The sequence below is a fragment of the Variovorax paradoxus genome (assembly GCF_030815855.1).
Classification (GTDB): Bacteria; Pseudomonadota; Gammaproteobacteria; order Burkholderiales; family Burkholderiaceae_C; genus Variovorax; species Variovorax paradoxus_M.
This window is the reverse complement of the sequence record NZ_JAUSXG010000001.1, coordinates 3,189,061-3,215,150: the sequence shown is the minus strand read 5'-3', so window position 1 is coordinate 3,215,150 and position 26,090 is coordinate 3,189,061. Positions and strand designations below refer to the sequence as shown.

25 protein-coding genes are annotated in these 26,090 nt (G+C 66.7%); 14 read left to right on the top strand and 11 right to left on the bottom strand.

Annotated elements, in window-relative coordinates; genetic code table 11:
- Positions 1-45: 45 nt before the first annotated feature.
- Positions 46-2,646 (bottom strand): ATP-binding protein, encoded by a 2,601-nt coding sequence (locus tag QFZ42_RS15150; protein ID WP_307701744.1) that lies wholly within the window; start codon positions 2,644-2,646, stop codon positions 46-48.
- 246 nt (positions 2,647-2,892) lie between these two features.
- On the opposite strand from QFZ42_RS15150, the gene QFZ42_RS15145 reads away from it, so the two are divergent.
- Entirely contained in the window at positions 2,893-6,135 is a 3,243-nt protein-coding gene (locus tag QFZ42_RS15145; protein ID WP_307701743.1) for a sensor domain-containing protein, read from the top strand.
- 73 nt (positions 6,136-6,208) lie between these two features.
- Here the strand turns inward: QFZ42_RS15145 and QFZ42_RS15140 are convergent, their stop codons facing one another.
- A complete protein-coding gene (locus tag QFZ42_RS15140) occupies positions 6,209-6,901 on the bottom strand; it encodes a GntR family transcriptional regulator (RefSeq protein WP_307701742.1) in 693 nt (230 codons plus the stop codon).
- Positions 6,902-6,980: 79 nt separating this feature from the next.
- Between QFZ42_RS15140 and araD the strand changes: the two genes are divergently transcribed.
- The 5 genes from araD to QFZ42_RS15115 all read left to right on the top strand — a co-directional run bounded on the left by araD (position 6,981) and on the right by QFZ42_RS15115 (position 11,383).
- On the top strand, positions 6,981-8,708 hold the full coding sequence (gene araD, locus QFZ42_RS15135) for an L-arabinonate dehydratase (RefSeq protein WP_307701741.1): 1,728 nt from the start codon (positions 6,981-6,983) through the stop codon (positions 8,706-8,708).
- Between the two features lie 51 nt (positions 8,709-8,759).
- The gene (locus QFZ42_RS15130) at positions 8,760-9,470 is read left to right on the top strand and encodes a ribonuclease activity regulator RraA (RefSeq protein ID WP_307701740.1); all 711 of its coding nucleotides are present in this window, start codon (positions 8,760-8,762) and stop codon (positions 9,468-9,470) included.
- Positions 9,471-9,513: 43 nt separating this feature from the next.
- Positions 9,514-10,503: a Bug family tripartite tricarboxylate transporter substrate binding protein gene (locus QFZ42_RS15125; protein WP_307701739.1), complete on the top strand. Its 990-nt coding sequence runs from the start codon at positions 9,514-9,516 to the stop codon at positions 10,501-10,503.
- Between the two features lie 119 nt (positions 10,504-10,622).
- Positions 10,623-10,847 carry a YgaP family membrane protein gene (locus QFZ42_RS15120; protein WP_307701738.1) on the top strand — a complete coding sequence of 75 codons (225 nt, stop codon included), beginning with the start codon at positions 10,623-10,625 and terminating at the stop codon, positions 10,845-10,847.
- Positions 10,844-11,383: an RNA polymerase sigma factor gene (locus QFZ42_RS15115; RefSeq protein ID WP_307701737.1), complete on the top strand. Its 540-nt coding sequence runs from the start codon at positions 10,844-10,846 to the stop codon at positions 11,381-11,383. Before QFZ42_RS15120 ends, QFZ42_RS15115 begins: the two co-directional genes overlap by 4 nt.
- A gap of 39 nt (positions 11,384-11,422) precedes the next feature.
- Here the strand turns inward: QFZ42_RS15115 and hpaI are convergent, their stop codons facing one another.
- The 3 genes from hpaI to QFZ42_RS15100 are packed head-to-tail and all read right to left on the bottom strand — an operon-like array spanning position 11,423 to position 14,854.
- Positions 11,423-12,226 (bottom strand): 4-hydroxy-2-oxoheptanedioate aldolase, encoded by an 804-nt coding sequence (gene hpaI, locus QFZ42_RS15110; protein ID WP_307701736.1) that lies wholly within the window; start codon positions 12,224-12,226, stop codon positions 11,423-11,425.
- 60 nt (positions 12,227-12,286) lie between these two features.
- Complete coding sequence (locus QFZ42_RS15105; protein WP_307701735.1) at positions 12,287-13,810, bottom strand: UxaA family hydrolase; 1,524 nt, start codon at positions 13,808-13,810, stop codon at positions 12,287-12,289.
- 48 nt (positions 13,811-13,858) lie between these two features.
- Positions 13,859-14,854 carry a tripartite tricarboxylate transporter substrate binding protein gene (locus tag QFZ42_RS15100; RefSeq protein ID WP_307701734.1) on the bottom strand — a complete coding sequence of 332 codons (996 nt, stop codon included), beginning with the start codon at positions 14,852-14,854 and terminating at the stop codon, positions 13,859-13,861.
- 134 nt (positions 14,855-14,988) lie between these two features.
- Between QFZ42_RS15100 and QFZ42_RS15095 the strand changes: the two genes are divergently transcribed.
- The 3 genes from QFZ42_RS15095 (at position 14,989) to QFZ42_RS15085 (ending at position 17,375) form a co-directional block, all read left to right on the top strand.
- Positions 14,989-15,930, top strand: coding sequence for a LysR substrate-binding domain-containing protein (locus QFZ42_RS15095; RefSeq protein ID WP_307701733.1), 942 nt, complete (start codon positions 14,989-14,991; stop codon positions 15,928-15,930).
- Between the two features lie 123 nt (positions 15,931-16,053).
- Positions 16,054-16,794 carry a Crp/Fnr family transcriptional regulator gene (locus QFZ42_RS15090; RefSeq protein ID WP_373423342.1) on the top strand — a complete coding sequence of 247 codons (741 nt, stop codon included), beginning with the start codon at positions 16,054-16,056 and terminating at the stop codon, positions 16,792-16,794.
- A gap of 161 nt (positions 16,795-16,955) precedes the next feature.
- On the top strand, positions 16,956-17,375 hold the full coding sequence (locus QFZ42_RS15085) for a helix-turn-helix transcriptional regulator (RefSeq protein WP_307701732.1): 420 nt from the start codon (positions 16,956-16,958) through the stop codon (positions 17,373-17,375).
- 34 nt (positions 17,376-17,409) lie between these two features.
- On the opposite strand, the gene QFZ42_RS15080 is transcribed toward QFZ42_RS15085, so the two are convergent.
- A complete protein-coding gene (locus tag QFZ42_RS15080; RefSeq protein WP_307701731.1) occupies positions 17,410-17,610 on the bottom strand; it encodes a hypothetical protein in 201 nt (66 codons plus the stop codon).
- Between the two features lie 233 nt (positions 17,611-17,843).
- Here QFZ42_RS15080 and QFZ42_RS15075 point away from each other — a divergent pair, with 233 nt between their 5' ends.
- Genes QFZ42_RS15075 through QFZ42_RS15065 form a run of 3 tightly spaced genes read left to right on the top strand, consistent with a single transcriptional unit; the run spans position 17,844 to position 20,223 of the window.
- Positions 17,844-18,365 (top strand): hypothetical protein, encoded by a 522-nt coding sequence (locus tag QFZ42_RS15075; RefSeq protein ID WP_307701730.1) that lies wholly within the window; start codon positions 17,844-17,846, stop codon positions 18,363-18,365.
- A gap of 35 nt (positions 18,366-18,400) precedes the next feature.
- Positions 18,401-19,768 (top strand): SDR family oxidoreductase, encoded by a 1,368-nt coding sequence (locus QFZ42_RS15070; RefSeq protein ID WP_307701729.1) that lies wholly within the window; start codon positions 18,401-18,403, stop codon positions 19,766-19,768.
- Positions 19,750-20,223 carry a DUF2269 family protein gene (locus QFZ42_RS15065; protein WP_307701728.1) on the top strand — a complete coding sequence of 158 codons (474 nt, stop codon included), beginning with the start codon at positions 19,750-19,752 and terminating at the stop codon, positions 20,221-20,223. The genes QFZ42_RS15070 and QFZ42_RS15065 overlap by 19 nt, the downstream gene beginning before the upstream one ends.
- On the opposite strand, the gene QFZ42_RS15060 is transcribed toward QFZ42_RS15065, so the two are convergent.
- Both QFZ42_RS15060 and QFZ42_RS15055 read right to left on the bottom strand, forming a co-directional pair.
- Positions 20,224-20,484, bottom strand: coding sequence for a hypothetical protein (locus QFZ42_RS15060; protein ID WP_307701727.1), 261 nt, complete (start codon positions 20,482-20,484; stop codon positions 20,224-20,226). It lies immediately after the preceding gene.
- Positions 20,485-20,537: 53 nt separating this feature from the next.
- A complete protein-coding gene (locus QFZ42_RS15055) occupies positions 20,538-21,443 on the bottom strand; it encodes a ZIP family metal transporter (RefSeq protein ID WP_373423341.1) in 906 nt (301 codons plus the stop codon).
- Between the two features lie 325 nt (positions 21,444-21,768).
- Between QFZ42_RS15055 and QFZ42_RS15050 the strand changes: the two genes are divergently transcribed.
- Positions 21,769-22,053, top strand: a complete 285-nt coding sequence (locus QFZ42_RS15050; protein WP_307701726.1) for a hypothetical protein — start codon at positions 21,769-21,771, stop codon at positions 22,051-22,053.
- A gap of 89 nt (positions 22,054-22,142) precedes the next feature.
- Here QFZ42_RS15050 and QFZ42_RS15045 read toward each other — a convergent pair whose 3' ends face one another.
- Genes QFZ42_RS15045 through QFZ42_RS15035 form a run of 3 tightly spaced genes read right to left on the bottom strand, consistent with a single transcriptional unit; the run spans position 22,143 to position 24,461 of the window.
- Positions 22,143-22,448, bottom strand: a complete 306-nt coding sequence (locus tag QFZ42_RS15045; protein WP_307701725.1) for a hypothetical protein — start codon at positions 22,446-22,448, stop codon at positions 22,143-22,145.
- Positions 22,354-23,928: a hypothetical protein gene (locus QFZ42_RS15040; protein WP_307701724.1), complete on the bottom strand. Its 1,575-nt coding sequence runs from the start codon at positions 23,926-23,928 to the stop codon at positions 22,354-22,356. The genes QFZ42_RS15045 and QFZ42_RS15040 overlap by 95 nt, the downstream gene beginning before the upstream one ends.
- On the bottom strand, positions 23,928-24,461 hold the full coding sequence (locus QFZ42_RS15035; RefSeq protein WP_307701723.1) for a protein-tyrosine phosphatase family protein: 534 nt from the start codon (positions 24,459-24,461) through the stop codon (positions 23,928-23,930). The genes QFZ42_RS15040 and QFZ42_RS15035 overlap by 1 nt, the downstream gene beginning before the upstream one ends.
- 234 nt (positions 24,462-24,695) lie before the next feature.
- Here QFZ42_RS15035 and QFZ42_RS15030 point away from each other — a divergent pair, with 234 nt between their 5' ends.
- Positions 24,696-26,081 (top strand): UDP-glucose dehydrogenase family protein, encoded by a 1,386-nt coding sequence (locus QFZ42_RS15030; RefSeq protein ID WP_307701722.1) that lies wholly within the window; start codon positions 24,696-24,698, stop codon positions 26,079-26,081.
- The last annotated feature ends 9 nt before the right edge of the window (positions 26,082-26,090 follow it).

Sequence of the window (26,090 nt, the reverse complement as noted above, 5' to 3'; positions counted from 1 at the left end):
GAGTGAGAGGCGGGCATTCTGCCCCCGCAGCCATCGGCTCGAATCTCAAGCCTGAACTTGTTCGGCCCTGTCGGCTGCATCGGCAGCATCGGCAGCATCGGCCGTATCGACCGACAGCGCGGCTTGCAGCACCTGGTCTGCTTCCACGGGTTTGACGAAGTGGCCGTCCATGCCGGCGTGCATGCTTTTTTCCCGATCGGCCGGCTGGCCGAAACCCGTCAGCGAAAAAATCTTGAGAGGCGCCGCTTCACCCAGTTCCTTTCGCAGCAGACCGGCCAATTCGTAGCCGTCCATCACGGGCAGGCCGATGTCCAGAAAGGCGACTTCCGGCTTGAAGGACGGGACCAGCATCAGGGCCGTGGCCGGGTCGTACGCCACTCTCGCGTCGTGCCCGTGTTCCCGGAACAGGGCGCCGAGCAGATCCGCGGCATCCTGGTTGTCGTCGACGATCAAGACCCGCCGCCGATGGCTCGCCACTTGCGAGAGCGCGGGAGCCTTGGGCGCCACGGGATTCAGCCGTTCGTGGGAGGGCAGGGGCAGGCGAACCGTGAACTCGCTGCCTTGCCCCGGTCCGGCGCTGCGGGCTTCCACGGTCCCGTGGTGCGCCGCAACCAGGCTCTTGACGAGCGCCAAGCCGACACCGAGGCCGCCGGCGGCACGCTCGATGGTTTGCGCCCCTTGATAGAACAGATCGAAGACCTGCGGCAGCGCATGCGCATCGATGCCTCGTCCGTTGTCGGTCACGGAGATGACCACGCCGTCTTCTTGCTGCCTTGCCTTCAGTTGAACGAGGCCGCCCACAGGCGTGTAGCGCGCAGCATTCGTCAGCAGGTTGCTGATCACTTGCGCCAGGCGGGCCGGATCGCCATGCCAGAGCAGCGGCTCGTCTGGATAGACGACATTCAAGGTGTGCTGGCGCTGCTCCATCAGCACGCTCACCATCTCGACCGCCTTCGCCAGCACCGATGCCAGCTGCACGGTCTCCTGCCGCAGCGTCAACTTGCCCCGGGTCACGCGGGACACGTCCATCAGGTCGTCGACGAGCCGGATCAGGTGCTGAACCTGGCGCTGAATCGTGTCTTGCTCGCGGGAGGTCTTGAGGTCGCCGCGCCGCTTCATCAACTCGAGCGCCGTGACGATTGGAGCCAGCGGGTTGCGAAGCTCATGCCCCAGCACCGCGAGAAATTCGTCCTTCGTGCGGCTGGCACGCTCGAGCTCCTGCAGCAGCGCTTCGCGCTCGGCACTGGCCCGCTCCTGGCCGCGCCGGGCGAGGACCAGGTCGGTCACGTCCACCGCAATCACCATCAGGCCGTAGACGCGGTCGACCCGCTTCAGCGGTTGCACGCTGAGTTTGAAATACCGTTCATCGAACTGCCCGCTGCCCGTGCGGTCGATGAGCGCCGGATGCTCCTCGGCCACGTACGGCAGCCCGGAGCCGAAGGCTTCATCCAGAACGCGAAGCGTGTCCTCGCGCCTGCAAAGTTCGGGCAATGCTTCGGCGTAGGTCCTTCCTTCGAGATCGGATTTGCCGACCATGGACTTGTAGGCATCGTTGGCCAGTTCGAACCGGTGTTCGGCGCCCATCAGCAAGGCAGCGGCCACGGGTGCCTGGCGCAGCAGGTCGTTTCGTTCGCGCTCCGCTTGTTCTCGCGCGACGCGCTCGGTCACGTCGCGCGAAAAGCAGCGCGTGTAGCGCAACACGCCGTTTTCGAATCGGCCGTTCGACTGGATGAGAACATGCTTGATGGCGCCGTTCTTGCAGACAAGACGGGCAGGATAGTTGCGCAGGGTCTCGCCGGCGCCGAGCCGTGCGAGCATGTCTTCGATCACCGGCGGGTCGAGATAGAACCGGGAGATGTGCTGGCCCAGGTACTCGTCGGCGCTGTAGCCCAACAGATCCAGCTCGGCCCGGTTGGCCCACAGGATCGTGCCGTCGGCAGCCAGCTGATGCAGGCCCTCCGCGGCGTTTTCGACGAACTCCGCCAGCTCACGCTCGCGTGCACGCGTGGATTCTTCCGCCTGGCGGCGGCGAACAATCTCGTCGTCCAGCGACAGCACCTTCTGCTGGAGCATTGCCATCTCCGCGGGGGACATGGCCGCGGTGCCCCGGATCGGTATCACCGTGGAATGCGCCTGGCAGACGTGGCGGAAGGCGGAGGCATGCTCGGTGCCCGGGAATACGGACAGCGGGTAGCCGCAAAAAAGCTCGAAATCGCGCCGCGCCGCCAGCCGGTTCCAGTACCTCTCGAGTTCGATGGCATCTTCGTGCTTGCCGTCCGCGCAAAGCAGAGCGACCAGTTCCCCGTAGATGCGCAGCTTTCCATGGCTCGCCATGGCATCGAGCAAGCCTGTGACGACCTTGTTGAACAGGCGCTCATCGGGCTTGCCGTTCACCACGACTTGCCCAAGCGCTTCGGCTGCATCCACGAAAAGGATTTTTTCGCTCGGGCAAAGCCCGCTGAGGCGCGTCCAGAAGCTGCGGCGATGCGCCGCGGTGGCAAGAATCAGCGCGCAGCCGCCTTCAGCCAAAGTCTCGGCCAGAAAGTCCGATGCCGACGCGATCAGAATCTTTTCGTCGTCATAGAACTGCACCTGGTGCGCGCAGGGGGCTGCCGCGGGCCTGGCAGAGAGGGTATTGGCGCTCATGCCGGATATTTTCGCGCCCGTTTAATCCATTCGGATTCAACACGGGACGCTGTCCGACACGCTTTCCACACCCACCACGCCCCGGCAGTTGTTTCCTTCAGACATGCGGCGGAACCGTCCCGCTCCGTTCTGCGAAGGCAACCTCATCCACCCGATCGGATCGCGGCCCCGTTCATGGCGTTTCGGGCTCTCGACCTACACCGCGAAAAGGGCGCGCCAACAAAAAATCCCAGGCTGAACCCAAACATGAGCCCCTCTCCGATGCACTGCGATCCCTCGCGGGGCCTTCTGCCGTTCTCCCTCGTTCTCGACCTGGTCGAGCAGGCCGTCATCGTCAAGGACGAGGCGTCGCGGTTCGTGCACGCCAACGCTGCGGCTTGCGCCCTGCTCAACGCTTCTCTGGATGAGTTGAGAGGAAAGACAGACCACGACTTTCTGACGAGAGAACAGGCTGACCGGCTCAGGCAAGCAGACCTTGAGGTGCTGAACAACGGTCAGGAGCGTACTTTCGAAGAACACATCACGCTCGAAAACGGCACGGTAAGAAGTTTGCTCACAAGGAAGCAGCGCATCGTTGTGCCGGGTCTCGCGACTGGCAAGCTGCTCGTGGTCGTCATCTCCGATGTCACCGGCCTGCGCAATGCGGAAGCCATTCTGCAGGCCGCTGAAGAGCACCACCGCGCGTTCGTGGAACTGCATCCACAGACTCCCTGGACCGCCGATGCGCGCGGTGCGGTGACGGAGATCGGTCCGGGCTGGCGGCAGGTCTCGGGCATGCCGCCTCAGAAAGCGCTGGGCTCAGGCTGGGAGAACTCTGTTCACCCCGACGATCTGGAAGAAATTCGTGCCAAGTGGACAGTGTCCGTCCGGCAAGGCCAACCGCTGGATGTCGAATGCAGGATATCGAGTCCTTCCGACGGCAAATACCGCTGGTTCAGAAATCGCGCGGCCCCTCGTCGCGACGAGGCCGGCCACGTGGTGCAGTGGTACGGCCTGCTCGAGGATGTTCATCAACAGAAACTCGCGATGGACGCCTTGCGCGAGAGCGAGGAACTGTTCCGGGGGATCGCCGACAGTGTCCCCGTGATGATGTGGCTCACCGACCAGAACGGCCGCGCGACATATCACAGCAAGCGATGGCTCGAGCTGACAGGTCAAAGCGAAACCGATGCGCTTGGAGACGGATGGAGCCGCGCTGTTCATCCGGACGATCTCGCCTCCGTACTGGACAAGTTCGCCAAGGACCTGGCCAACAGCGCCTTCGTCACGCTCGAATACAGATTGCGGCGCTCGGACGGGAGCTGGGCCTGGGTCATCGACACCGGCGCGCCCCGGCTCTCCGCCAGCGGCGAGTTGCTCGGCTATGCCGGTTCCATCCTCGACATCACGGACAGGCGCGTCGCCGAACTGGCGCTGCAGGAGAGCGAAGCTTCGGTCAGAAGCATCTTCGACAGCAGCCCGGATTGCATTCGCCTGCTGGACATGGAGGGCAGGCCGCTGCTCATGAACAGGGCCGGGCGGGAGTTCCTGGGGCTGAGCTCGACGGACGGCATCGAGAGCCAGACATGGAAGAAGATTTTTTCAGAGCACGATATGCCCAAGCTGGAGGCCGCACTCGAAAGTGTTCGGCAAGGGGGCACGGCGAGATTGGAGGCCGGAGCGATTGACGCTCGGGGCAATCACCGGTACTTGGACGTGATTGCGGCACCCGTGTTCAATGCAGGCGGCACACCGGCCCGGACGGTGACCATCTGGCGCGACATCACGGAAGCGAAGGCCGCGCACGATGATGCAGAAGCGGCACGCCGCGAAGCCGAAGATGCGGCGCGACAACTGTCGGCAGCCCTGGAGGCCACGATGGACTGCGTCGTGGCCATCGATCGCTCATGGCGAATCACCTACGTGAACCAGAACGCACGAAAATTCCTGAAACTGGACCACGAGGCGATCGGCTATGGGCTGCTGGACCTGTTCCCCACGGAGTTGAATGGACCTTTCGCGGACCATTGCCGGCGAGCATTGACGAGCGGCAAGCCTGTGTCCTTCGAGGAATACCTGCCCACCTTGGGCGTGTGGCTCGAAGTCCATGCCTCGCCCACGCCGGTCGGCCTCTCCATCTTCTTCCGCGACACCTCGGCGCGTCGGGCGGCCGAGCAGGAACGCTTCCATGCACAGAAGCAGGTGTTCCACATGTCCCGGCACGATGTGTTGACCGGCCTTCCCAACCGCGTGGCTTTTGTCGAGGCCATGGAAGAGCACCTGCGCCACGCGACGGCGAACTTCGCATTGGCTTTGCTGACGGTGGACCTCGACGACTTCAAGGCCGTCAACGACAGCTATGGCCATCATGCCGGCGACAGCCTGCTGCGCCAGGCCGCGGAGCGCTTGCGCCATTGCGTCAGGGATACCGATTTTGTTGCGCGGCTCGGAGGCGACGAGTTCGCCGTGGGCTTGCCCGGGCTGCGTCGGCCGGACGACGCCGGGGAGATGGCGCGCCGCTTGATAGCCGTGCTCTCCCAGCCTTTCGACATGGACGGGCCCAGCGTGGTCATCGGTGCCAGCGTCGGTATCTCGGTCGCGCCGGACGATGGCACCAGCGCCTATCAGATCACCAAGGCATCGGACGTGGCTCTGTATCGGGCAAAGGCCGCCGGAAGGGGAACGTACTTCCGGTATGTCGAGGGCATGGACGCGCAGCTTCAGGCCCGCCTGGCCTTGAAGCTGTCTCTTCGCGAGGCGCTGGCCCGAGGCGAATTCGAGGTGCACTACCAGACGCTGGTCAGTCTCCGGTCGAAGCAGGTCACCACGTGTGAAGCACTGCTGCGCTGGAGGCATCCGGACAAGGGCCTGGTCTCTCCCGCCGACTTCATTCCGATTGCAGAGGAGACCGGCCTCATCGTGCAGATCGGCGCGTGGGTTCTCCAGGAAGCCTGCCGGCAAGCCGCGAGCTGGCCGGACGACATCAGCGTGGCCGTGAACCTGTCGCCCGTGCAATTCAAGAGCCCCCATCTGGTGGAGACCGTCAGGCAGGCCATGGACACAGCGGGACTTCCCGCGTCGCGCCTGCAGCTCGAGATCACGGAATCGGTGCTCCTCGACGAAGACGACAGGAACCTGCAGACCCTGGAGCAAATTCGCCAGCTCGGCGTGAAGATCGCGATGGACGATTTTGGAACGGGATACTCGTCGCTGGGTTACCTGCGGAGCTTTCCTTTCGACAAGATCAAGGTGGACCGCAGCTTCATCTCCGATCTCCCTCAAGGAAAGGAATCGCTGGCCATCGTGAGGGCTGTCGCGGGCATCGGCAAGAGCCTCGGAATCACCACCACCGTGGAGGGCATCGAGACAGCGGAACAGCTGGAAGTGGTCAACCTCGAGGGCTTCGACGAGGCGCAGGGCTACTTGTTCGCCCGACCGCTGCCGGCCTCGGAAGTGCGCGAACTGATCTCTTCGCAGCGGAAAACCGCGCAGCGTATTCGGGAAAGTTGAGGTTCGTCGATCTCGGAGGATGCGCGCACGCGGCGTCTGCGCTTGCCTCAGGTTTGCCGATGCCAAGCAGGCGTCACGGCGCGATGAAGTCCGGGTAGCGCGCGCAAATTTCCGGCAGCGAACTCAACGTGCCCGAGAGGTGCTCGCGCAAGGCCTTCTGCGCGCCGTCGCCGTCGCCTTGTGCAATGGCACGCACGATGGCGCGGTGGTCGCGAAGGATCGCCTCGGTCTTGCCGGCGGTGGGCAGGTGCAGGCGCCGCAGCCGGTCGACGTGGCCCGAGACGCGGCTCACCATGTCCCACAGGCTCGGCACGCCCGCGGCTTCGTACATCAGGTGGTGAAACTTGCGGTCGGCACCGACGAAGTCGCTGTACTGCCGCTCGGCTGCCAAGGTCGCCTGCAGCGCGATCTGTGTTTTCAGCTGCGCCACGAGATCGGGCGTCGCCTGTTCGGCCAATTGGTGCACGATTTCGAGTTCGATCGAGCGGCGCAGAAAGTGCGCCTGCCTGGCCGCGTCGATGTCGATGCGGCTGACCAGCGTCGCGTGCTGCGGGAACACATCCACCAGGCCTTCTTCCGCCAGGCGCAGCAAGGCCTCGCGCACCGGCGTCTGGCTCACGCCGAACCTGTCGGCCAGCTCCTGCCGCACCAGCACCGTGCCGGGCACGAGTTCGAGCGAAAGGATGGCGTCGCGCAGTTTCTCGAGGACCTGGGGGGCTGCGAGGCGTGTGCGGTCGAGTCGGATCTGGGGGAGGAGGGCGGTCATTCGCAGGAATTCTCGCTTTGCTGAATTGATATATTAGTGTTTTAATGTAGTTGATTTCACGAAGACCGCAGTCCCTCCGATGCAACGTTCCTACGACACCCTGCGCAGCGCACGCTGGTTCGCGCCCGACGACTTCCGCTCCTTCGGCCACCGCTCGCGGGTCATGCAGATGGGCTACGCGCCCACCGACTGGGTGGGCAAGCCGATCATCGCCATCGTGAACACGTGGAGCGACGCCAACCAGTGCCATTCGCACTTCAAGCAGCGCGTCGACGACGTCAAGCGCGGCATCTTCCAGGCGGGAGGCTTTCCGCTCGAGCTGCCGGCCATCTCGCTGTCCGAGAGCATGGTCAAGCCGACCACCATGCTCTACCGCAACTTCCTCGCGATGGAGACGGAAGAGCTGCTGCGCAGCCATCCGGTCGACGGCGCGGTGCTGATGGGCGGCTGCGACAAGACCACGCCGGGTCTCACCATGGGCGCGCTCAGCATGGGCCTTCCGTTCATCTACCTGCCGGCCGGCCCGATGCTGCGCGGCAACTGGAGAGGGCAGGTGCTGGGCTCGGGCTCGGACGCCTTCAAGTACTGGGACCAGCGCCGCTCCGGCCAGCTGAGCGACCAGGCCTGGCAAGAGATGGAGGCCGGCATCGCACGCAGCCATGGCACCTGCATGACCATGGGCACCGCGGCCACCATGATGGGCATTGCCGAGGCGGTGGGCTTTTCTCTTCCGGGCGCCTCGAGCATTCCGGCCGCCGATGCCAACCATGTGCGCATGAGCGCCGAATGCGGTCGCCGCATCGTCGAGATGGTGTGGGACGACCTCACGCCGGCCAAGATGCTCACGCGCGCCAACTTCGAGAACGGCATCGTCTGTGCCATGGCGATGGGGTGCAGCACCAACGCCATCATCCATCTGATCGCCATGTCGCGCCGGGCCGGCCATCCGGTCACGCTGGGCGACTTCGATGCCGCGAGCCGCGAGGTGCCGGTCATCGCCAACATCCGGCCGAGCGGCGACACCTACCTGATGGAAGACTTCTTCTACGCCGGCGGCCTGCCCGCGATGCTGGAGCGCATCCGCGGCCACCTGAAGACCGAGGCGCGCACGGTCAATGGCCGCACCATCGGCCAGAACATCGCGGGTGCCGAAGTCTTCAACGACGACGTCATCCGGCCGCTCGAGAACCCCATCTATGCCGAAGGCGCGCTCGCCGTGCTGCGCGGCAACATCGCCCCCGACGGCGTGGTGATCAAGCCGAGCGCCTGCGCGCCGCATCTGCTGCGGCACACCGGCCGTGCGCTGGTGTTCGACGACTATCCGGCACTCAAGAAGGCGGTGGACGATCCCGAGCTGGACGTGACCGGCGACGACATCCTGGTGCTGCGCAACGCCGGACCGCGCGGTGCCGGCATGCCCGAATGGGGCATGCTGCCGATTCCGACCAAGCTGCTGAAGCAGGGCGTGAAAGACATGCTGCGCCTGTCGGATGCGCGCATGAGCGGCACCAGCTACGGCGGCTGCCTGCTGCACTGTTCGCCCGAGGCGGCCATCGGCGGGCCGCTCGCATTGGTCAGGACGGGAGACCGCATTTCCGTCGACGTGCCCGCACGGCGCATCCACCTGGAAGTGAGCGATGAAGAGCTGGCCCGCCGCAAGGCCGCCTGGACGCCGCCGCCGCCGCGCTACGAGCGCGGCTATGGATGGATGTTCGGCCGCCACATCCTGCAGGCCAACGAAGGCTGCGACTTCGACTTTCTCGAAACCACGTTCGGCAAGCCGGTGCCCGAGCCCGACATTTTCTGAAGACCTCTTTCCCCCTACCGAACCAACGATCAAGCAAACGGAGACCCCGACGTGAATTCCCAAACCCGCGAGAAGCTGATGCAGGTCAGCACCGCCACCCTGTGCACGGCCTTGTTCAAGCGCGGGCTGCGCAACCAGTTCATCCAGAACGTGCATCCGCTCAATCCATCGCTGCCCAACATGGTCGGCGAGGCCTTCACGCTGCGCTACATGCCCGCGCGCGAGGACCTGAACCCGATCACCGTGTTCAACGACCGCAACCATCCGCAGCGCCAGGCCGTGGAGCAATGCCCGGTGGGCGCGGTGCTGCTGATGGACAGCCGCAAGGACGCGCGCGCCGCATCGGCTGGCGGCATCCTGGTGAGCCGGCTCATGAAGCGCGGCGTGGCCGGCGTGGTCACCGACGGCGGTTTTCGCGACAGCCCCGACATTGCGAAGCTGGGCTTTCCCGCCTACCATCAGCGCCCGAGCGCGCCGACCAACCTCACGCTGCACCAGGCCATCGACATCAACGTGCCCATCGGTTGCGGCGACGTGGCGGTGTGGCCCGGCGACGTGGTGGTGGGCGATGCCGAAGGCGTCATCGTGATTCCGGCGGACATTGCCGACGAAGTTGCGGCCGAGGCCACCGAGATGACCGTCTTCGAAGACTTCGTGCAAGAGAAGGTGCTCGAAGGCCGCTCGATCCTCGGCCTCTACCCGCCGACCGAGGAGCAGAGCCGCACCGAATTCGCTGCCTGGCGGCAGGCCCGCGGCCGCTGACGGCCTGCTTTTTTCCCCGACAACGACAAAGAGAGACAAGACCATGCCCTTCATCCACCGTGCCGCACGGCTGCTGTTCGCTGCATCCGCCTTCGCACTGGCTCCCGCTCTGGCGCTTGCACAGGCCGAATGGCCCGCCGCCAAGACCATCACCTACGTCGTGCCCTTCACGGCCGGCGGCTCGACCGACATCGTGGGGCGCATCCTCGCCAACAAGCTGCAGGAGAGCCTGCACCAGTCGGTGGTGGTCGACAACAGGCCGGGGCAGGCCGGCGGCATCGGCGCCGCCTATGTGGCCAAGGCCGCGCCCGACGGCTACACGCTGTTCGGCGGCACCATCAGCACGCACGCCATCAATGCCAGCCTCTACAAGAAGCTGCCCTATGACCCGATGAAGGACTTCGAGCCCGTGTCGCTGGTCGGCCGGCTGCCCAACGTGCTGATCGTCAACAGCCAGCTCGGCGTGAACTCGGTGGCCGAGCTGATCGCGCTGCTCAAGAAAGACGAATCCAAGCGCACCTTCGCCTCTTCCGGCGCGGGCACCTCGACGCACCTGGCGGGCGAGATGTTCGCCGACATGATCGGCGTGAAGCTCACGCACGTGCCGTACAAGGGCACGCCGCCCGCGATGACCGACGTCGCATCGGGCCTGGTGCCCTTCATGTTCGACCAGGTGACCGCCGCGCTGCCGCTCGTCAAGAGCGGCAAGCTCAAGCTGCTGGCCGTGACCACGGGCAAGCGCATCGCGCTCGTGCCCGAGCTGCCGACCATGATCGAATCGGGCGTGGCAGGTTTCGAGATGTCGTCCTGGCAGGCCGTGTACGCGCCCAAGGGCACGCCCAAGCCCATCATCCAGCGCCTGAACGCCGAGATCGTGAAGGCGCTCAAGCAGCCGGACGTGCAGGCCAAGCTCTCGGGCCAACTCGCCATGGACATCGCCGCCAGCACGCCCGAGGAACTGCGCGACCACATGGCCCGCGAGATTCCGCGCTGGGCCGAACTGGTGAAGAAGTCGGGCGCCACCGCGGACTGACGCCGCGGCGTCGTAGAACAGCCGCGGGGCCTTTGCGGCCCGCGGCGGAATTTCTTTTAGAGTTCCTGAATCCTTCTGGCCATGAAGTGCCCTCTATGCAAGGGTCAACATCAACCGGAGTGTTCAACGTGTTCCATCTCAAACGCAATCTCCCCGCGTGGGAGCGCATCGTTCGCCTGTGCCTGGGAACCTTCGCCGCCGCGGGCGCGTTCTACTTTTTGCCGGCCGGAACGCTTCGCCTCCTGGGGTTTGCCATGGCCGGAATGCTTGCGTCCACCGCCATCGTCGGCTTCTGCCCGGCCTGCGCGATGCTCGGCCGAAAAGCGCCGGGCCCGGCGAAATGATCCGTGCGTCCGCGCCGCTCATCGAGGCCGCCTGCGCGGGAGACGAGCGCGCGCTGTCCCAATTGCTTTCCGTCTGCCAGCCCGATCTCAAGCGATTCGCGCGCCGGACATGCGCCAGCAGCGAAGACGCCGAAGATGCGGTTCAAGTGGCGCTCTGGCAGCTGCATCGAAAGATCGGCACGCTGGGCACAGTGGCCGCCTTTGCCACCTGGCTGTTCCGCATCGTCGAGCGCGAGTGCTACCGGATATTCAGGCGCAGCTCCGCGGGAGGCGCTTTTTCAGAGCCTTCCGCTGCAGAAGCCGCAGCGCCGCAAATTCCCACCGACCTGCGGCTCGACCTGACGAAGGCCATTGCCGCGCTCCCGGAGGCCTACCGCATTGCGCTGGTCTTGCGCGATGTCGAGGAGTTGACCGCCCCCGAAGTCGCGGCAAGCCTGGGCGTGAGCGTGGAGGCCGTGAAAAGCCGGTTGCACCGCGCCCGCGCGATGGTGCGGGAAAGCCTGATGAACGGCGGCTATTGGAATCAGGAAGGCTGATCCGATGCGCCGCCGCCGCGCTGGAGGACGCGTGGGGCTTCAGTAGGCCGCGCGGGACGCCGGCTCGGCGGCTGGTGGCGCGCCGGTGAAGTCGGCGGCCAGCTTTCGTGCGGCGCCGGCATACAGCAGCAGGTCGACACCCACCGCAACGAAGGTGCAACCCAGCTCAAGGTAGCGGCGCGCCAGCTTCGGGTCCGAGGTCAACGTGCCTGCCGCCTTGCCGGATCCCACGATGGTCCGCATGGCGGCTTCGATGGCAGCCTGAACCTCAGGATGTCCTGGTCGACCCCGATGGCCCATCGAAGCGGCCAGGTCGGCCGGTCCGATGAAGACGCCGTCGATACCGTCCACGCCGCATATCTCCGCCAGGTTGGAAAGCGCCGTCACGGTTTCCGCTTGCACCAGCAGGCAGATTTCTTCGTCGGCGACATCCAGGTAATCGGTGCGAGCGCTCCACTGCGACGCACGCCCCACGGCGCTGCCGACGCCGCGGATGCCCAGCGGCGGGTAGCGCGTGGCCGACACCAGCGCGCGGGCCTGTTCGGCGGTGTCGACCATTGGGACCAGCAGGTTCTTTGCGCCGATGTCGAGCAACTGCTTGATGAGCGCCGTGTCGCCCTGCACCGCGCGCACCACCGGCTGGGCGGCATGGGGCGCAACGGCCTGCAGCGCGGCCAGGGTCGAGCGCAGGTCGTTGGGCGCGTGTTCGCCGTCGATCAGCAGCCAGTCGAAACCGGCGGTGGCGCTCACCTCCGCCATGTAGGGATCGGCCATCGAGAGCCAGAGGCCGATTTGCGGCCGGCGCGCGGCCAATGCGGTCTTGAAGGGGTTGTGGGCGGGCATGGGGTCTTTTCTTTTCAGTGGTCGGTGTTGCGCTGCAGATCCGGGTCTATTCGCACCTTCTCAGCTCACGATGCCGAGGTGCCACGGCACGAACTCGTGGTCGCCCAGGCCCAGCGCCTCGCTGCGCGTGCGCTCGCCCGAGGCATGGCGAAGGATCTGCTCGAAGATCTGCTGCCCCATCTCGGGCACGGAGAGTTCGCCGTCGATCACCACGCCGCAGTTGATGTCCATGTCTTCTTCCAGGCGCTTGAACATCGGCGTGTTGCTGGCCAGCTTGATCGTCGGTGCCGGCTTGCTGCCGAACATCGAGCCGCGTCCGGTGGTGAAGCAGATCAACTGCGCGCCGCTGGCAATCTGGCCGGTGACGGCCACGGGGTCGTAGCCCGGCGAATCCATGAAGACGAAGCCGGTCTTGTCGATGGTCTCCGCATATTCGTACACCGCCTGCAGCGGCGTGGTCCCGCCCTTCATGGCCGAGCCGAGCGATTTCTCGAAGATATTGGCCAGCCCGCCGGCCTGGTTGCCGTGCCCGACCACACCGTTGAACTGCGCATTCTGGCCCGCGGCATAGCGCTCCCACCATGCCAGCCGGTCGAGCAGCTTCTGGCCGACCTCGGGCGTGGCGGCGCGCCGCGTGAGCATGAACTCCACGCCATGGATCTCGGGCGTTTCGGAGAGGATGGCCGTGCCGCCGTGGCGCACCAGCACGTCCATTGCCGCACCGAGCGCGGGGTTGGCCGTGATGCCCGAGAAGCCGTCCGACCCGCCGCACTCCAGCCCGATCTTCAGATGGTTGGCGCCGACGCGGGTGCGCCGCGCGGCATCGGCTTCGGGCAGCATGTCCTCGATGGCGCGAATGCCGGCTTCGATCGTCTGGCGGGTGCCGCCCACCTCCTGCATCACCATCGTGCGCATGAGCCGGCCCTGCTGGAGCCCCTGCGAATCGACCAGCGCATCGACCTGGTTGCGCTCGCAGCCCAGGCCCACGATCAGCACGCCGGCCAGGTTGGGGTGGCGCGCGTAGCCCGCGAGCGTGCGGCGCAGCACGTCGAAATGCTCGCTCGGCGAGGACATGCCGCAGCCGCTGGTCTGTGCAAAGGCGGCCACGCCGTCGACGTTCGGAAAGGCCGCCAGGCGCTCGGGCGTGAAGTGCGCCGCAATGCGCTTGATCACGGTGGCCGAGCAATTGACCGACGACAGGATGCCGATGAAGTTGCGCGTGCCGACGCGGCCGTCGGCGCGCACGAAGCCCATGAACGTGGCGCGCTCCGCCTCGGGCACATAGGCCACCGGCCGCACGTCCTGGCAGAAGGCCGGGTCGCGGTAGGAGTCCACCAGCGTGAGGTTGTGGCTGTGCACGTAGTCGCCCGCCTCCAGGGCGCGCGAGGCGACGCCGATCACGGTGTCGTACTTCTTCACCTGCTCGCCGGCCGCAATCGCGCGCGACGCGATCTTGTGCCCCGCGGGAATCTGCGCGCGGGCGCGCACGCCGAATTCGGCAATGGTTTCACCCAGCGCGATCGGGGTCTTGGCAACCAGCACGTTGTCGTGCGGATGCAGGCGAAGCAGGGGGCTGTCGGTCATGAAGAGGGTGCGTGGAAGGCTGTAGAGGAGGGCCGGGGGCGTGGCCGCTCAGCCCTTCGCCATCAGTTCCTTGAGGTTGAGTTTGCGGATCAGCTCCGTCTCCTGCCGGTACACGGCTTCGACGTACTTCTGGTAGTCGGGGCCGTCCTGGTACATGACCGGCGCATCGATGCTCTCGGCGACCTTCCTGAATTCTTCGCTGTTGACGGCAACGCGGAACGCGTCGCGCAGCTTCTTTTCCACCGCCGCCGGCAGCCCGCGCGGCGCGCCGATGCCGTTGGGCGCTTCCACCACCACGTCGTAGCCCAGTTCTTTCAGCGTGGGCGTGTCCTTGAAGCGTGGCGTGCGCGCCTCGCCCCAGGTGGCGAGCAGGCGCAGCTTGCCGCTTTCCACGTGCGGCGCCCAGGAGCTGCTGTCGGCCAGCATGTCGACCTGTTCGCCCAGCACGTCCTGCAGCGCGGCGGAACCGCCCTTGTAGGCGATGGCATTGAACTTCACGCCCGCCGCCTGCGCGAACTGCTCCATGCCCACGTGGGTGGCGCCGCCGACGCCCGCGTGCGCATAGGTGATGACGCCCGGCTTGGCCTTGGCTTGCGCCACCATGTCCCGCAGCGACTTGAACGGCGAGCTCGCGGGCACCGCGATGCCGAAGGTCTGGCCCGAGGTGCGGGCCAGGTAGCTCAGGTCCTTGAGCGGATCGATCTGCACGGTGCCGATCTGGGCGAAGCGCGTGACCGAGATCGGGATCTGCCCGATGGTGTAGCCGTCGGGCCGGGCGGAAGCCAGGGCCTTGGTGCCGATCATTCCGGACGCGCCCGCACGGTTTTCCAGCGCAATGGGCTGCCCGAGTTCCCGCGCGGCAATCTGGCAGATGGCACGCATCGAACGGTCGGCCGTACCGCCGGCCGGCCAGGGGCAGATGAAGGTGATCGGGCGGTCCGGATAGTCGGCCGCGAATGCGCGGGCAGGTGCGGTGGCCAGTGCGGCGGCGCCGAGGCCGCCCAGCATCCATTGACGTCGCCGTGGGGAGCGATTGAAGGTCATGTCTGTCTCCGACGGTTTGTAGTTCGATGAAAGCAGAGCGCATTCTTCAGTAGACAATCATTGCAATCCAATGAAATAGCGGACTCGCTTCATAGCCTGGAGGTTATGTAGGCGAAAGCCCGCTGGCACCCACGATGAGCCAGATCGACCGCGTTTTGCGTTCCAACCTCAAATTGCGCCACCTGCAGATGCTGGTGGCGCTCGATCAATTTCGGCACCTCGGCCGCGCGGCCGAGTTTCTGTCGGTCACGCAGCCGGCGGTCTCCAAATCGCTGGTGGAAATCGAACGCATGTTCGGCCTTGCGCTGTTCGAGCGCTCCACGCGCGGGACCGAGCCCACGCCCTATGGCGAGAGCGTGGTGCGTTTCGCGCGCTCGGTGCTCGCCGATTACGACCGCACGCGCGACGAGATTGCCGCCGTGGCCAGCGGTGCCGCGGGCCGCACCAGCGTGGGTGCCATGGTGGTCGCCATGCCGGTACTGATGGCCCGCGCCGTCGAAATGCTCAAGACGCATTCCTCGCAGACCACCGTGCTGGTCGAGGAGGGCGACCTCACGCGGCTGCTGCCCAAGCTGCGCCTGGGCGAGCTGGACCTGTTCGTGGGCCGGCTGGAGCCCGGCTATGCGGCACCCGACCTCGAAACCGAGGCGCTGCTTGCCGAACCCATGGCGGCGGTGGCGCGGCCCGGGCATCCGCTGGCGGCGAAGCGCCGGCTGAACTGGGCCGACCTCGCGAAGGAGCGCTGCGTGATGCCGCCGCCCTGGGCATCGCTGCGCGTCAAGCTGGACCAGATGTTCTTTCGCGACGGGGTTCATCCGCCCGCCGACATCATCGAATCGGCCTCTTTCCTGGCGCAGATCAGCTTCCTGCAGCAACGCGATGCCGTGGCGTTCATGGCGCGCTCCGTGGCACGGCACTTCCAACACCAGGGAATGCTGAAGGTGCTCCCGCTCAAGGTGCCCATCGATCTGCCGCCGGTCGGCCTGATCACCATGCGCGGACGCAGGCGAACGCCCAGCACGCAGCAACTGATCGAATGCCTTCGGCGCGCAGCCAAGGTGAAAGCCGAACGCTAGGCTTTCGCAACGCCGGGGCCGTTCCGCTGCGCTTGCCTTGTCGTGGAGCCATGCCCGGGATGCATCCCCTCCGGCATCTCCTCCCGCATCCCCTGTTTATGGGTTCCGCCCGGTGGCGCCGTCATGCACCATGCATGCATGTATCTGCACACGCTGGTCGCCAGCCTGCCCCAGGCAGAGCGCGCGGCATTGGTCCAGGCCACCGAACTTCGTTCCTACCGGCGCAACGAAAGCGTGCTGGCCGCCGACGAGTGGACCGACAGCATCTACTGTGTCGCGAGCGGGCTGCTGCGCGTCGTGGCGCATGGCAGCAGCAGCGGCGGCGATGTCACCACCGACTTCATCCGCCAGGACGATTTCTTTCTCGGTCCTTCGTTCGGCGAAGACCGCTACCGGGTCGCCCACACGCTGATCGCGGCGCTTCCCTCGTCGGTGTATCTCATTCCGGTGTCCGAGATGCGGAGGCTTTGCGCATCGCATCCCGAAATTACCTTGAAGCTGCTCGCGATTGCCATGGAGCGCATGAGTGCGATGCGCGGGCAGTTGCGCAGGGTTTCGTCGTTTTCGTCCGAAGATCTCGTGGGCCGCGTGCTTCATCAGCTGGCGCAATTGGCGCCGTCGTCCACGGGGGGTTACGACAAGCGCATCACCCAGGCGGTGATCGCGTCGTATTCGGGTCTTTCGCGCGAGGTGGTGAACAAGACGATGCGCAACATGGAAGACCGCGGGCTGGTGCGGCGCGATGAGCACGGCTTGCATGTACCCGCGGAGTTCGCCGCAACCGATTTCCAGTCGCTGATGGCCGACCCAGGCGCTTTCGGGCCTGCCGCGTCTTCGCTGAATCCCTGTTCCCCGAACGACTGAAGCCCCGCTCGGGCCCCTGTGGCCGAAGCGGGTGTTTTTCGCTCCCGCATGTGACGTGGCACACATCCGTGGTTCGAAAGCGGATGCCGCAAGCCGCGCTTCTGCGTACATTGGGTTCGGTCGTCAATGTCCTGCGGAGCTTGCAACGTGATGGTCTTCAGATGAACTCCGCCATGGCGGCCGGCGCCGCGCGCCATCTCTTCGCCGAGGCGAACCAAACGGACCTGGCTTTCCTGATGCGTTCGATCGAGCTCGGCGACTCCCTGGCGGCTTCGCAGGTCGCGCGGCGGATCGTGGGCGGTATGGCCGCGCACGCCGAGCCAAAACTGTCCGCCGGCAAGGCGCCGCGCTCCGAACACCTCGATCCGAAAGGGCTGCTTTCCCCTCGCGAACTGAACGTGCTGCGGCTGATCGCAGAGGGCAAGACCGACCGGCAGATCGCCGATGAGAGCCAGCGATCGACGCACACGATCAGGGCCCACCTCAAGAGCATCTACTTCAAGCTGGCCGTCAAGTCGCGCACGCAGGCCGTGTGCGAGGCCACTCAGAAGGGCCTTCTGAGCTGGAACGGATCTTTGTGACGGTGCCGGCACCGGCCCTCGGCCGCGCCTGCACCTACTTTGACGGCGGATTCGCCGGAGCCGGCTGAGGCGCACTCTGGGTCGGCGTGTCCGGCTTGACCGGGCCTTCCTCCCGCGTCTGCGTCAGGAGGTTGTAGGCCAGCGCCAGCAGGAACACGACGATGGCCGCGCCAATGCCCCATCGAAAGACACGCCTGTTGTCACGTTCGTCGCTTCGGGCTTGTTGAACCTTCATCTCGATCATCCTTCAATGCAGTCCGCCAACGGTGCACCGGCGCGCGGGGGCAGAGTGTCGGACAGCGGCGCGCACCCCTGTCGCGAAACCGCCGAACGGCGGCCGCCCCGTGTAGCAATGCGCGGGCCGGTTGGCGTGTCGGTCGATGGAGACGGCGCTGTATCGCCACCCGCCTACGCCGTCGTGCTCCGAGCCGCACTCGCGCGGCGTCTCGAAGCGCTCAAGCTCCAGGCATGCAGCAAAGAGCAAGTAAATCTCGAAGCACGGACACGTCGACCGGAACCCCCACGACATCGGCGCTCAGGACCGGGCTGATCGCAGGCGCATTCGCCAGCGTGGCGTCGAGCATCGCGCTGGCGATATTCGGCCGCTACGAGGCGGGGAGTTCCGCGGCGCCCACCAACGCCATCAGCCATTGGGTGTGGGACCGCGAGGCCCTGTTCAAGAAGTCTCCGTCGCTCCGGCACACGGTGCTCGGCTATGCGATTCACCACGGCTCCGCGACCTTCTGGGCGGTTCTCTATGCGTGGCTTCACGCCAACCGCCGCCCCGTGCAATCGGTGCCGGCGGCGCTCGGGAGTGCCGGTGTCGCGGCGGCCACGGCATGCGCGGTCGACTATCTGGCAACGCCGCGGCGCTTGACGCCGGGGTTCGAGCATCACCTGTCGAAAAGTGCCATGGCCGCGGTGTACGCGAGCTTTGCCGTCGGACTGGCGCTGGGCTGCGCGGTCGCGAACCGCGAGCGGCAGCGCTGAGGCCGCATGGGCCGACGCATGGCGAAAGGCGAACTGTGAGAGTGGTCATCGTCGGCGCATCCGGCTTTCTCGGGCGCGCAATGGCCGAAGCCTTCGCGCATCGGGGCGCCGACCTGCTGTGTACCGCACGCAATGCAGACGAGGCGCGCGCCGAGGCGGCTTGGCCGCAAGCGCATGCGCAGTGGATATCGGCCGATCTTGCAGAGGTTCCGCCGGCCTCGTTCTGGCTGGCGCAATTGCGCCCCGGCGATGTGGTCGTCAATGCGGCCGGCATCCTGCGCGAGGGCCGTGCGGGCGAGTTCGACGCCGTGCATCACCGCGGGCCGGTGCAGCTTTTCGAGGCCTGCGCCACGGCGGGTGCCGCGCTGGTGATCCAGGTCTCGGCGCTGGGCGCGGCGCCCGACGCGGCCGGCGGCTACTTCAGCAGCAAGGGAGAGGCCGACCGCCATCTGAGGCAGTGCCGCGTCGCATCGGCCGTCGTGCAGCCTTCGCTGGTGTGGGGCGACGAGGGCGCGAGCGCGCGCCTGTTCGCGGCGCTGGCTGTCATGCCGATGCTGCTGTTGCCGGGCGGAGGCCGCCAATGGCTGCAGCCCGTTCACTTGCATGACGTGGTGGCGGGCGTGCTGGCGTTGGCCGAGGCGCGGCCCGTGGGCCGCCGCACCCTCGCTTTCGTGGGCCCCGAACCGCTGAACCTGCGGGACTACCTGGCCGACCTGCGCCGGCAGCTGGGCTATGCGCACGCCGCATGGGTGCTGCCGATGCCGGTGACTCTGTTCCGGTTCGGCGCGATGCTGGCGGGCCGGTGGAAAAGCAGCTTTCTCGACGCCGAGACGGCGGGCATGCTGCTGCAGGGCAACGCCGCGCCCGCGGACGATTTCGCGCATTGGCTGGGACATGCACCGCGCTCGCACCGCGCGTTCGTTCCCGCTCATCGGGTCCAGGCGCTGCGCCGCGCCGCGTGGCTGCAATGGATGCTGCCGCTGCTGCGCTGGGCCGTCGCGCTGGTGTGGATGTGGACTTTCGTCGTTTCCATCGGGCTCTATCCGCGCGACCAGAGCCTGGCGCTGCTGGCGCGCGTGGCTGCCAGCGGCGGGTGGGCCGAACTGCTGCTCGACGGTGCGGCGGTGTTCGACCTCGCGCTGGGCATCGGCACGCTCGCGCTGCCCGCTGCCTGGCGCAGCCGCGTGCTGTGGCCGCTGCAACTCGCGCTGATTGCCTTCTATACCGCGGCCATCACGTGGGCGATGCCGGAGTTCTGGCTGCATCCCTTCGGTCCGCTCTCGAAGAATCTGCCGATGTGCGCGGCCATCGCGCTGCTGTGGACCATGGAGCCGCCCACGCGCCGCAACGCGCGTGCCGCACCGAAGCCACCCGGAGAGCCGCCATGGAATACCTCGTCCTGAAATACGTGCACGTGATCTCGTCGACCCTGCTGTTCGGTACCGGCATCGGATCGGCCTTCTACCTGCTGGCCACCACCTTGTCGCGCGACGTGCGGGCGGTGGCGGTGGTTTCGCGCATGGTGGTGCGCGCCGACTGGCTCTTCACCGCCACCACCGCGGTGCTGCAGCCGCTCACCGGGCTCTGGCTCGTGCATCGCATGGGCCTGCCTCTGTCCACACCGTGGCTGGCGGCCTCGCTGGCCTGCTATGCGCTGGCCATCGCATGCTGGCTTCCGGTCGTGTGGTTACAGATGCGGCTGCGCGACCTGGCGGCGCAGGCGGCGCGCGACGGCACGCCGCTGTCTCCGCGTTACTGGGTTTTCTTCAGGTGGTGGGTGGCGCTCGGCGTGCCGGCCTTCTTTCTCTTTCTGGCGCTGTTCTGGCTGATGATCGCCAAGCCCGCGCTCGGCGCCTGATCAGGCCGCGGCTTTTGCGCGCTCGATGATTCCGCGCACGGTGATCGAAAGCGTGCAGAGATAGCGGGCGTCCGCCGAGAGCGAACGGCTCATCGCGATGATCAGCTCTTCGAAATCGCCATCTGCCGGACCGTTGCCCGCATCGCCGTTGCGTCGGGCAAGCGAGGCGCTGATCCGGCTCTGCAGCTGCAGGTAGTCGGCGCGCAGCAGCACGCTGCGCGCAAGCAGCACATCCAGGTTCAAAAGGTCCAATGCGGTCATGCGATGCGCCCCTTCTTCTCTGCTTCTCTGCTTCTCTGCGAAAGACCGGAATCTCAGCTCAGCGCCGTGTCGAGCACCATCATCACCACGAAGCCGATCATCAGGCCGCCCGTGGCATAGGCTTCGTGCCCTTGCCGGTGCGATTCGGGAATGATCTCGTGGCTGATGACGAACAGCATCGCGCCGGCCGCCAGTGCAAGGCCCCAGGGCAGCAGGCTGGCCGTCAGCGTGACCACCGTGGCACCCAGCACCGCCATGGCCGGTTCCACCAGCCCCGAGGCCACGCCCAGGCCGACCGACATGAGCCGCCCGTAGCCGACGCCTCGCAGCGCGAGCGCCACGACCATGCCTTCGGGCACGTCCTGAATCGAGATGCCGGTGGCCAGCGCCGTGGCCGCTACCGGGTCGGAGCCCGCAAAGGCCACACCGATGGCCAGGCCCTCGGGCAGGTTGTGCAGTGCGATGGCCAGCACGAAGAGCCACACCCGTTTCAGTTTCTTGGCCTTCGGCCCTTCGAGGCCCTTCACGAAGTGCTCGTGGGGAACCAGGCGGTCGATGGCCAGCAGCAAGGCTGCCCCCAGCAGCACGCCGCCGCCCACGATGCCGCCCGCCGCCCATGCGCCGGCGCCTTGGGCCCTGGCCGCGTCCAGCCCCGGAATCACGAGCGAGAACGATGTGGCCGCGAGCATCACGCCGGCGCCGAAGCCGAGCATGGTGTCGTAGCTGCGCTGCGAAAACTGCTGCGACAGCAGCACGGGCAGCGTGCCCAGCGCCGTGGCCAGTGCGGCCAGGCTGCCGCCGAGCAGGGCGCCGCGCACCCGTGCATCGCCGGCCACCATCGCCTCGGCGGCCTCGAACGCCAGCAGGCCGAGGCCCACCGCAACGATGCAGAAGCCCAGCAAGCGCCGCACCGGCCGCATTCTGGAGCCGCGCGCAAACAGCAGATCAAGAGTCGTCATCTTCGGCCAGGCCATGAGCCTGCAAAAAAGGCGGCGGCCACCACGGCCGCCGCCAAACTCGCACCCACGGAGAGATCAGGCGTTCGAGTCGGTGTTGTTGTCACCCGATCGAAGATTCAAGTCGCGCCCGGGCGCTTCGCGTAGGAACGTTTCTCGTGTGGCCCGCGAGCGCAGACTACATGCGGTGCGTTCGAGCCGCTGCTTTGAAAACTTCGGTTCGCAAGACCCGTCCCGGAGCGCCATCGAGGCTCGGATCGAAAGCCCGGCCGCGCGGGCATGCGGCTTGCCGACGAAGCTGCATTCACATCAAAGCGAGGCGCCCACCATGCACATGGCCTATCTGGCGCAACTGGCACGCGAGGCTCTGCCCGCGACTGTCGACGAGCCGGCAAAGATCGCGATGCTGCGGTCGCTGGATCGGACCGGCCACCTCCGGGCTCGCTTCTATTCGGTCGACGACACGCCGCTCGCCACCGTGGAGGCGGTGACACCGCTGGGCCTCAAGGTCATCAGTTGCTTTCGCCATCGGCCCTCGCCTCGTCTCACCACGGCGTTCTGGGCGTTCCGTGTGCGCGAGGCCGAAGCGCCGGGCTCGGCCGCGGCGCTCTGAAGAATCCGGGCCACTCCGCCGCACAATTTGCTGCAGCCGGAGAGGTAGAACTTACCGGGAGGCGGCGCCCCGAAGGGGAGAGGAGGACGTCAGCTGTTCGCAAGATGGCGGCGGAGCGCGCGCGCGTAGCGTTCGCCGTGCGCTTCGAGGCGCCTTCTCTCGGTAGGTGAACGGGCGTCCTGCGCCGCTAGCCGGAAGTGGCCGAGCTGGAATGCGAGATAGGCCGGCGCATAGAAGCCCAGCAGTTCCCCATCGATGAAGCAGCCGCGCCGCGAAAGACCGTCGACCAGCGCATGCGATTCATCGGCGTGCAGCCCGAGCTCCGCCTCGGCGCCGACAACGTCCCAGGCCGGGTCCTGGCAGCCGATCAGGTCGTGGCCTGCGTGGTGGTCCACGGCATCGGTCTTCAAGAGGCGCTCGCCATTCGCCAGCCATTCCCATGCGTGCATGCGGTTGTCCGTTTTCACGCGCCGTACCCGGCCCTGCAGCCGATCCGCCTCGCTGCGGTGGCGCTTCCATGCGTCCGCAAAGCCGCTGCCGAGGGCTTCGATGCTGTTGTGACGGCCCATCTCGCACAAGGCCTGCAGCGAGGGCGCCGCTTTCGCCGGGCGCGGGAAAGCTTCGCGCGCGAAAGGCGATGTAGTCCGCTAGGCCTTCGATCAGCCGTGCGCGGAGCGCGGCATTGCCGAGGCGCGCAGGCGAGAGCGGCGCCATGTCGCCGTGCCAGCGCTCCACCATGAAGCCGTGGCACAGGCCGGCAACGGCAGGGGAGAAGCCGGCCTCCGCCAGCGCCTTGGCACAGCCGAAGCGCTGCCGCGCGGCGTGGCCGAGGCCGATGAACTTCACGAGCCAGCACCCGTCGCCGCCGCTTGCCAGAAACTTGCGGCGCTCCTGCCAGGGATGGGCCGGGGGCAGTTCGTCAGGCGTGCCATCGTGCGCGTGGCGCCATTCCCCGGCGGTGACCTCCGAGAGCGGCGCATGAAGCGGGCCGATCAGCGCTTCGACCCAGCTCTGCAGCCGGTGCGCGGGATTCTCCGCGCGCAAGATCAGCTCGTCGAATCCGACCACGTGCGTCGCGGCCTGTGCCCACAGCGCTCGCACCTCCGGGCCCGATCGGACACCGGGGCCGTTCGCGTGGCCGGGAAACAGATGGATGTGGTCCGCCGGCACGCCTTCATTGCGCAACTGCCGGATCACGCCCGCCATCGACGAGCCCGAGAGGCCCGGCCCTTCATCGACGATGGCGTGGTGCGCGGCCGGCATCGCCAGCGAGGCATTCCCCAGCGCGAGGCGGCGGTCGAAAGGATGGCCGACGGGCCTCAGCGTCAGGGGCGCGGCATCGCCGAGTGCCACCGCCACCATGGCGGAGAGGCTGGTGCCGATGCTGCGCAGGCCGATCACGCGCCAGGGCCTGCATTGCAGCCGCTTCGCAGCAACGAAATGGCCGTCGGGGTACAGCGCGTAGAAGGCGTATCCCTCGGGCTGCTTCACGTCGACTTCCTCGAACGGGGACAGCAGGGCTTCGCACGCGGCAAGCGCGTCTTCCGGGGCGCCTTGCCGGCGGGCGCTTTCGAGCGCGGGCGGCTCGGGGGAGAACGATGTTTCCCACGACCTCGCGCACAGCCTGGCCACTGCCATTGCGAGCGCCATGGCGGCGTCCACCTCCGGCGAGCGCACGTCGCGCTGGCCGGCGGCGTGGAAGCGCGCGTCGGCAAGGCCCTGCACCAGTTCGCCCGCTTCGATCAGCGCGTCCACGAGCAGGCTGTGCCTGCCGATGCCCGCCGGCGAGGCCTGCGCGGCCGAGAGCAGATTGCGCAGCCGCGCCAGCATTTGTGCGGCAGGCTCCCGCCGCGTGGCGTCGCCGTAGACGAGCATCAGCCGGTCCGCAGGTGGCGGTAGGCAATGGCCTGGAACGCATCGAAGTCGGGCACCTCCCACGGCGTGCCCTGCAGTTCGCGGTGGCGCGCCAGCCATTCGCTCCAGCAGGCGAACTGCGCGGGGGAGGGCGACACCAACGCCCTGCGGCTTTTCATCTGTTCGAGTGCGTCGAGCGGACGCTCGCCGCGAAACACCATCACGCAAAGGGCGAGCGTCGCCGAGCGGCCGATGCCGTGCTCGCAGTGAATGAGCACGCGTTCGCCGCGGTCGAGCGCGGCATCGGCAAAGGCCACGCCTTCATCGAGCTGCGCGGCATCGACGCCGCACATGTCCTCGGTCGGCAAGTGCAGCAGCGTGATGCCGTGCCGGTGCAGCAATGCCTCGTCGTCCTTTGCTTCATTGCGCAGGTCGACCACCGACCGGATGCCGTGCGCCGACGCAAGCTCTTCGGCGCGCTCCGACGGAAAACTGCCGCCCACCGCGAGCGCGTGCGTGATCCAGCTGAAGTTGGGTGTCCAGGTTGTTGTCATTCGTTCATTGTCGGCAGGGGCGGACCGCCGCGTGCAAGGCCGCGGCAACAGCATCACGGCAACCGGCATGCCCGACGGCTGTGGCGCGAGTCCGTGGCGCCACGCTACTTGCGCTCATCAATGCAGTCAACGGCGCGCCACGGTGCTGTCCTGTTCCTTCCCGGAAAAATTTCTGCTAGGTTTTTTCAACACGCTTACATCAACAACGCAAATCGGCATCCACTCGCTCCCCCCATGAAAATCTCAGTCCTCGGTACCGGCTATGTAGGTCTCGTCACGGGCAGTTGCCTGGCGGAGATCGGAAACGAAGTTGTCTGCTTCGACGTCGACGAACGCAAGGTCGACATCCTGCAATCGGGGGGCGTACCGATCCACGAGGAGGGGCTGCCGCAGCTCATCGAGCGCAACGTGCGCACCGGCCGGTTGCACTTCACGACGGATGTCGCACGGGCCGTGCACCACGGCGACCTGATCTTCATCGCGGCCGGAACGCCGCCCGGTGAAGACGGCAGCGCCGATCTGCAATACGTGCTCGCCGCCGGACGCAGCATCGGCCGCCACATGCAGGGCTTCAAGGTGGTGGTCGAAAAATCGACCGTGCCCGTGGGCACCGCCGGCAAGCTGCGCGCGGCCATCGAGGAAGAGCTTTCGGAGCGGCGCAGCAAAGGCGACCACGCGGCCGGCAGCGGCCTGCAGGGGCTTCCGGTCGCCATCGTGTCCAACCCCGAGTTCCTCAAGGAAGGCGCGGCCGTCGACGACTTCATGCGGCCCGACCGCATCGTGGTCGGCACCGAACCCGGCGAGGCCGGGCAGCAGGCGCGCGACGTGATGACCCGCCTGTATGCGCCGTTCAACCGGCAGCGCGACCGCATGATCCACATGGACGTGAAGGCGGCCGAGTTCACCAAGTACGCGGCCAATGCCATGCTCGCCACGCGCATCAGCTTCATGAACGAGCTCGCGAACCTTGCGGAAAAGGTCGGTGTCGACATCGAGCAGGTGCGCCGGGGCATCGGCTCCGATCCGCGCATCGGCTACAGCTTTCTCTATGCCGGCCTGGGCTACGGCGGCAGCTGCTTTCCCAAGGACGTGCAGGCGCTGGTGCACACCGCCGCCACGCATGGCCAGCGGCTGCAGGTGCTGGAGGCCGTGCGCGCCGTGAACGATGCGCAGAAGCTGGTGCTGATCGAAAAGATCGTCCGCCGCTTCGGCGAAGACCTGCGCGGCCGCCGCTTCGGCATCTGGGGCCTGGCCTTCAAGCCCGACACCGACGACATGCGCGAAGCGCCGAGCCGCCTCGTGATCAAGGCGCTGCTGGTGCGCGGTGCCGAGGTGGTCGCGCACGACCCGGTCGCCATTGCCGAAGCGCGCAAGGTTCTTGCGGGCGACCTCGATGGCATGCCCGAGCTGGTGGCCCGCTTGCGCTACGTCGAGAACCCGATGCAGGCCGTGGAAGACGCCGATGCGCTGGTCATCCTCACGGACTGGAAGGCGTTCAAGAGCCCCAGTTTCAGCGCGTTGAAGACCGCGCTGAAGCAACCGCTGATCTTCGACGGACGCAATCTGTACGACCCGGAGATCCGCTCGCAGGGCTTCGACTACCTGGCCATCGGGCGCTGAACAAATACC

Bases quoted from the DNA above. Each gene is read 5' to 3' on its own strand.
- hpaI (WP_307701736.1), bottom strand. From the start codon at position 12,226: ATGCCCGCCCACAACCCCTTCAAGACCGCATTGGCCGCGCGCCGGCCG.
- QFZ42_RS15100 (WP_307701734.1), bottom strand. From the start codon at position 14,854: ATGACCTTCAATCGCTCCCCACGGCGACGTCAATGGATGCTGGGCGGC.
- QFZ42_RS15065 (WP_307701728.1), top strand. From the start codon at position 19,750: ATGGAATACCTCGTCCTGAAATACGTGCACGTGATCTCGTCGACCCTG.
- QFZ42_RS15080 (WP_307701731.1), bottom strand. From the start codon at position 17,610: ATGAAGGTTCAACAAGCCCGAAGCGACGAACGTGACAACAGGCGTGTC.
- QFZ42_RS15050 (WP_307701726.1), top strand. From the start codon at position 21,769: ATGCACATGGCCTATCTGGCGCAACTGGCACGCGAGGCTCTGCCCGCG.
- QFZ42_RS15105 (WP_307701735.1), bottom strand. From the start codon at position 13,810: ATGACCGACAGCCCCCTGCTTCGCCTGCATCCGCACGACAACGTGCTG.
- QFZ42_RS15035 (WP_307701723.1), bottom strand. From the start codon at position 24,461: ATGACAACAACCTGGACACCCAACTTCAGCTGGATCACGCACGCGCTC.
- QFZ42_RS15085 (WP_307701732.1), top strand. From the start codon at position 16,956: ATGAACTCCGCCATGGCGGCCGGCGCCGCGCGCCATCTCTTCGCCGAG.
- QFZ42_RS15140 (WP_307701742.1), bottom strand. From the start codon at position 6,901: ATGACCGCCCTCCTCCCCCAGATCCGACTCGACCGCACACGCCTCGCA.
- QFZ42_RS15150 (WP_307701744.1), bottom strand. From the start codon at position 2,646: ATGAGCGCCAATACCCTCTCTGCCAGGCCCGCGGCAGCCCCCTGCGCG.
- QFZ42_RS15060 (WP_307701727.1), bottom strand. From the start codon at position 20,484: ATGACCGCATTGGACCTTTTGAACCTGGATGTGCTGCTTGCGCGCAGC.
- QFZ42_RS15145 (WP_307701743.1), top strand. From the start codon at position 2,893: ATGAGCCCCTCTCCGATGCACTGCGATCCCTCGCGGGGCCTTCTGCCG.
- QFZ42_RS15030 (WP_307701722.1), top strand. From the start codon at position 24,696: ATGAAAATCTCAGTCCTCGGTACCGGCTATGTAGGTCTCGTCACGGGC.
- QFZ42_RS15040 (WP_307701724.1), bottom strand. From the start codon at position 23,928: ATGCTCGTCTACGGCGACGCCACGCGGCGGGAGCCTGCCGCACAAATG.
- QFZ42_RS15125 (WP_307701739.1), top strand. From the start codon at position 9,514: ATGCCCTTCATCCACCGTGCCGCACGGCTGCTGTTCGCTGCATCCGCC.
- QFZ42_RS15115 (WP_307701737.1), top strand. From the start codon at position 10,844: ATGATCCGTGCGTCCGCGCCGCTCATCGAGGCCGCCTGCGCGGGAGAC.
- QFZ42_RS15090 (WP_373423342.1), top strand. From the start codon at position 16,054: ATGCACCATGCATGCATGTATCTGCACACGCTGGTCGCCAGCCTGCCC.
- QFZ42_RS15075 (WP_307701730.1), top strand. From the start codon at position 17,844: ATGCAGCAAAGAGCAAGTAAATCTCGAAGCACGGACACGTCGACCGGA.
- QFZ42_RS15095 (WP_307701733.1), top strand. From the start codon at position 14,989: ATGAGCCAGATCGACCGCGTTTTGCGTTCCAACCTCAAATTGCGCCAC.
- QFZ42_RS15055 (WP_373423341.1), bottom strand. From the start codon at position 21,443: ATGACGACTCTTGATCTGCTGTTTGCGCGCGGCTCCAGAATGCGGCCG.
- araD (WP_307701741.1), top strand. From the start codon at position 6,981: ATGCAACGTTCCTACGACACCCTGCGCAGCGCACGCTGGTTCGCGCCC.